This window comes from Micromonospora sp. M42, from assembly GCF_000568915.1.
Taxonomy (GTDB): domain Bacteria; phylum Actinomycetota; class Actinomycetes; order Mycobacteriales; family Micromonosporaceae; genus Micromonospora; species Micromonospora chalcea.
This window is the reverse complement of the sequence record NZ_KK037233.1, coordinates 1267953-1271620: the sequence shown is the minus strand read 5'-3', so window position 1 is coordinate 1271620 and position 3668 is coordinate 1267953. Positions and strand designations below refer to the sequence as shown.

2 protein-coding genes and 2 pseudogenes are annotated in these 3668 nt (G+C 76.0%); 2 read left to right on the top strand and 2 right to left on the bottom strand.

The annotated features are described in order from the left end of the window. The first annotated feature begins 198 nt into the window (after nt 1-198). Both MCBG_RS05560 and MCBG_RS05555 read left to right on the top strand, forming a co-directional pair. A complete protein-coding gene (locus MCBG_RS05560) occupies nt 199-501 on the top strand; it encodes a hypothetical protein (protein WP_026268594.1) in 303 nt (100 codons plus the stop codon). Nucleotides 502-504: 3 nt separating this feature from the next. After that, a pseudogene (locus MCBG_RS05555) lies at nt 505-1774 on the top strand (cupin domain-containing protein). An 81-nt stretch (nt 1775-1855) separates the two neighbouring features. Here the strand turns inward: MCBG_RS05555 and MCBG_RS05550 are convergent. Next, nucleotides 1856-2527 (bottom strand): intermediate filament family protein, encoded by a 672-nt coding sequence (locus tag MCBG_RS05550; protein ID WP_043324453.1) that lies wholly within the window; start codon nt 2525-2527, stop codon nt 1856-1858. Next, a pseudogene (locus MCBG_RS05545) lies at nt 2524-3668 on the bottom strand (cell division protein FtsK); the annotation flags it as partial. The gene MCBG_RS05550 and the pseudogene MCBG_RS05545, both read right to left, overlap by 4 nt.

Sequence of the window (3668 nt, the reverse complement as noted above, 5' to 3'; positions counted from 1 at the left end):
GGCTGCGTCACGTGGACCTCCTCGCACGTCGTCCTCCCGCCATCCTGGCATCCGCCGGTCCCGGACGCTTGCCCCGCGAACCGTCCGTACGACGGTGTCCGGGCGTCTACGGTGTGGTTAGAGAAGATCGGGCGTGGGGTACCACCCGCTGCACACGGACCCCGGCACCACGCGGGGCGGCACACCGAGGGAGCACCCATGGCATTGAACGACGACGACATCCAGAGCAGCGGTGGCAGCGGCCTGGAGGGCCCCGCTGACGGCGGTGCCACCCCGGGTCAGCACGACGGTGGCGCGGACGGCGGCGCCGAGGGTCCCGCCGACGGCGGCGCGACTCCGGGTCAGCACGACGGTGGCGCGGACGGCGGCGCCGAGGGTCCCGCCGACGGCGGCGCGACTCCGGGTCAGCACGACGGTGGCGCCGACGGCAGCGCGGAGGGCCCGGCCGACGGTGGCGCGACTCCGGGTCAGCACGACGGCGGCGCCGACGGCAGCGCCTGACACATGAGCACGCACGTCGACCCGCCGGGTGGCCACGGCCGCCCGGCGGTTCCGCTTTCCGCCGCCGAGGCGCTGGCCCGGTGCGTCGCGGTGGAGCCGGCCAAGTTCGCCGCCGACCACTGGGGGCGAAGCCCGCTGCTGTCCCGCGCCGCGGAGCTGCCCAGCCCGGACGGCTTCACCGACCTGCTCAGCCCCGCCGACGCCGACGAGCTGCTCAGCCGCCGCGGCCTGCGTACCCCGTTCCTGCGGGTCGCCAAGGACGGCCGGCTCGTGCCGGCGGCGCGGTACACCGGCGGCGGTGGCGCGGGCGCCGAGATCGGCGACCAGGTCCTCGACGAGAAGGTGCTGGCGCTCTACGCCGACGGCGCGACGCTGGTGCTGCAGGGCCTGCACCGCACCTGGCCGGCGATCGTCGACTTCGCCCGCGACCTGGGCGCCGCGCTGGCCCAGCCGTTGCAGGTGAACGCCTACCTGACCCCGGCGGGCAGCCAGGGCTTCGCCACTCACTACGACACCCACGACGTGTTCGTGCTCCAGGTCGACGGACGCAAGCACTGGCGCATCCACCCGCCGGTGCTGGCCGACCCGCTGGAGCGCCAGCCCTGGGGCGGCCGGGCCGACGAGGTCTCCGCGACCGCCGAAGGACGCCCCGAGCTGGACGTGGTGCTCTCTCCGGGCGACGCGCTCTACCTGCCGCGCGGCTGGCTGCACAGCGCCCAGGCGCAGGAGTCCAGCTCGCTGCACCTGACCGTGGGCATCCGGGCGCTGACCCGGTACGCGGTGGTCGAGGAACTGCTCGCGCTGGCCGCCGAGGACGCGCGGCTGCGCGCGAGCCTGCCGTTCGGGCTGGACCTGGCCGACCCGGACGCGATCGAGCCGGAGCTGACCGAGACCGTCGAGGCGCTGCGCGACTGGTTGTGCGGGCCGACCCGGCGGCGGTGGACGGCCGGCTGCGTGCCCGGTCTGACCGGCCGACCGCCCACGCCGATCCGGCCGCTGGCCCAAGCCGAGGCGCTGGCCCGGCTGAACGCGGACAGCGAGGTCGCGGTGCGCGGCGGCCTGCGCTGGCAGCTCACCCCGGCCGCCGACGGAAGGGTCACGCTGCGCGTGCCCGACCGCACGCTCACCCTGCCCGGCACCTGCGAGGGGGCTGCGCGCGCTGCTCACCGGCGAGGTGACGAGGGTCGGCGACCTGCCCGGCCTCGACGACGACGCCGACCGCCTGGTGCTGGCCCGCCGACTGCTCAAGGAGGCAGTCCTGGTTCCCGCCTGACCCGATGATCATGAGGTTGACCGGCGGCGCGACGGCGTGTCGCGCCGCCAACCTCATGATCGCCGGCCTGACGGGCGGCGGTCAGCGGGTGTAGGTCACCGTGAGCAGCAGGACTGTGGTCACCAGGCCGGAGACGGCCACCAGGATCATCGGGCGTGGGGTCAGCACGGCGTGGCGGCGGTCGGCCAGCAGCCGTGCGGGCGCCAGCCCGATCACCGGGCCGAGCAGCGTCACCACCAGCGCCAGCACCGGCAGACCCACCGCCAGGTCACCGCTGGCGCCGGCCGCCAGCGCTCGCGCCGCCACCCCCAGCGCGTACGCCACCAGCGCCCCGCCGATGCCGCAGGCGATCAGCAGCGGATTCACCGAGCCGGGCAGCTCACCCGGGGCGCCGGTGCGCTCCAGCAGGTCCCGGACCGCGCGCAGCAGCGGCACCGGGTCACCGGCGGCCCCGCGTACCGGGCCGGGCGGGTCACCCAGCCGCCGGGCGCCCACACCGAGCCGGGCCCGCAACTGCGTCCACAGGTGAGTGACCTCGCCGTCGACCCGCTCGACCATCCGGGACGCCTCGGCCACCTCCGTCTCGGCCTGCCGCATCTGCTCGGTGGCCTCGGCGACCGCCCGGTCCGCGGCGGCCACCTGCTGGTCGTACCAGGTGTGCGCCTCGGCCCGCTGGGCGGCCACCCGGGCGGTCAGCTCGGCGAGCCGGCGGATCTGCGCGCTGTACGTCTCACTGGTAACCGGTTCGTTCATCGGGACGGACCATAAGGGATGATCACCTGTCCGGTGCGGTGCACCGCCCGGTCGAAGTAGAGACCGCGCCACGGCCGGGGATACCAGTCCGGCCCTCCGCTGCCCGGATACAGCGAGGAGCCCAGCTCACCGCCCTGCACGTCGAGCGCCACCCAGGCGCCGATCTGATCCGTGCGCGCGCCCGCGCCGCCCAGGTCGGCCCGCATCCGGGCCACGCCCCGCCACCAGGCCAGCACGTGCGTACGCCGTTCCGGCCCGTCGTGCAGGATCCGGCGCAGCTGCTCCAGCCCGGTGCGCGTACCGGCCTTGCCGGCGAGCGCCCCGCGGCCGCGTCCACCGCGTACAGCAGCAGGAAGTGCGGGGTACGCGACGCGCCCGGCGCGCCCAGCCCGTCACCTGCCTCGGCCATCAGCTCCGGCACCGTCTCCTCGTCGTACCAGGAGGCGTCCCCGGCCAGGTCCTCGTAGAGCGCGCGGGCGGCCGGGTCGGCGTCCGGGTCCAGGCAGGCGATGGAGAAGCGGGCCGCGCCGGGCGGGTACTGCCGGGCCAGCGAGCGGGCGGCGGCGTCGAGCACCGCGCACGCCTCGTCCACCCGGGTGCCCAGCACCGCCAGGTTGCGGCCCGGGGCGCGGGGCAGCCGCAGCGCCGCCGAGCGGGCCTGCACGTCGATGATCTCGCCGAGCAGCGCCACCGGGTTGCGCGGGACGCCCTGCTCCGGCGCGGTCAGCGCGCGGATTCCGGCGCGTCGCCAGCTTCGGGATCGCGTTTTTTTTTGTCGAAGCCGGGCCGGCGCGGCGTCCTGCGGGCGCATCCGCCACAGCCGGTGCTGGAGCTCGCTCCACGTCTCCCAGTCTCTGGCCGACGGGATGCGGGCCACCTCGTTCCCCTCGGCCAGGCCCGACTCGGCGTTGATGACCGCGTGGTGGCGGGGCAGCGACTGCGCCGCGTCGTTGCGCTCGGCCAGGATGCGCAGCGCCTTCGGCAGCGCGATCCGCAGCGTGAACTGGGCGACCAGCGCGGGCCGCCCCCACAGCGCCTCGATGCCGCGCACGTCCTGCGAGGCGAGCACCAGGTGGATGCCCTGCGACCGGCCCCGCCGGGCCAGGTCCTCCAGCAGGTCGGCGGCCTCCCGGGCGACCAC

What these genes read in the sequence shown, in the direction of transcription:
- MCBG_RS05560 (WP_026268594.1), top strand. Translation starts at nt 199, where the DNA reads ATGGCATTGAACGACGACGACATCCAGAGCAGCGGTGGCAGCGGCCTG.
- MCBG_RS05550 (WP_043324453.1), bottom strand. Translation starts at nt 2,527, where the DNA reads ATGAACGAACCGGTTACCAGTGAGACGTACAGCGCGCAGATCCGCCGG.